Genomic DNA, 1,368 nt, shown 5'->3' on the forward strand with positions numbered 1-1,368 from the left:
CGCATTGCTTGCCCGTCTTGATCGGTGTCCGTGCTGCGGGAGGAAAACTGAATGGTTGATAACACAGTAGTACTAGGGCACGTTCATCCGAGCGATACCTACTGGTACCTCAGCTTGTGCCCGGAGCTGATGGGGCTGGCGGCAAAACTGCTCGAACGTCACTGGGAGAACCCATCATGAAATCGAACACCCGCTTTTCCACGCTACTGCAAGCCTTCTTCACCCAGCGACTCATGCAGCAAAAGCAAGTCAGCTCACACACGGTTGAATCCTACCGTGACACGTTCCGGTTGCTACTAAAATTCATCCAGACGCGTCGACACAAGCAGCCGGCCAGTTTGTTGTTCGAAGATATCGATGCACCAGTTATCTGCGCGTTTCTCGACGATTTAGAAAAGCAACGTGGTATCAGCGCGCGCAGCCGCAATGTTCGCCTCGCCGCCATCCGCTCCTTCTTTCGCTATGCGGCCTTTGAAGTACCTTCTCGATCCGATCAGATTCAACGCGCACTCGCTATTCCCACCAAACGCTATACCCGCACTCAGGTCGGATTTCTGACACGACCAGAGGTCGATGCGTTACTGGCCGCGCCCGATACGAGGACGTGGAGTGGTCGTCGGGATCACGCGCTGCTCCTGACGTCGGTGCAAACCGGCATGCGCTTGTCTGAAATGACAGGACTCAAGCGGCAGGACGTGACCCTGGGCACGGGTGCCCATGTTCGGGTAGCGGGCAAAGGCCGCAAGGCCCGATGTATACCCCTCACCGAGCAGACTCGTGCGATCGTCAAGAACTGGCTGCAGGAGACTGCCAAAGCAGATAGCGACATCGTGTTTCCCAATGCGCGTGGTGGTCGTCTTAGCTCCGATGGCGTGAGTTACATTCTGGCGAAACAGATTGAGACGGCCCGCAAGACCTGTCCTTCCCTGCGGAAAAAACGCGTGACTTTCCACCAGCTTCGACACACGTCGGCAATGGAAATGCTGCGAGCGGGTTTCGACGGCACCATGATTGCCCTGTGGCTTGGTCACGAGTCCCCGGAAACCACTCAAATTTATTTAGATGCGGACCTCGAGTTAAAGAAAAAAATGCTGGAGAAAACCACACCCTATGACGGTAAGCCCGGAATTTATAGACCTGATGATCAGCTGCTGGCTTTCCTCAACGGATTGTAACGGGCCAGAATAATGCCGAGCACTGTGCCGCCGCCTACTGCGGCGGCAACCATACAAACAAGCACTTTTATTGCATCATCAATAAATGCTCGGCCATATTTTCTTACACGGAATTATGCCGGACATAAACCACTGCCTTGCGCTGGAGAAGGGGCGCTGGCAAACGATCAGCGTTCGTCATCGTCACACTCCT

General features: G+C 54.7%; 2 protein-coding genes. Both read left to right on the forward strand.

What is annotated here, in order from left to right; translation table 11 throughout:
* Window positions 1-51 precede the first annotated feature (51 nt).
* Window positions 52-180, forward strand: a complete 129-nt coding sequence (locus AWB68_RS51035) for a hypothetical protein (RefSeq protein ID WP_268810995.1) — start codon at window positions 52-54, stop codon at window positions 178-180.
* Complete coding sequence (locus AWB68_RS44965) at window positions 177-1,175, forward strand: site-specific integrase (protein WP_087650459.1); 999 nt, start codon at window positions 177-179, stop codon at window positions 1,173-1,175. Before AWB68_RS51035 ends, AWB68_RS44965 begins: the two co-directional genes overlap by 4 nt.
* Window positions 1,176-1,368 lie beyond the last annotated feature (193 nt).

Origin of the sequence: Caballeronia choica (assembly GCF_001544535.1) — a bacterium.
Taxonomy (GTDB): Bacteria; Pseudomonadota; Gammaproteobacteria; order Burkholderiales; family Burkholderiaceae; genus Caballeronia; species Caballeronia choica.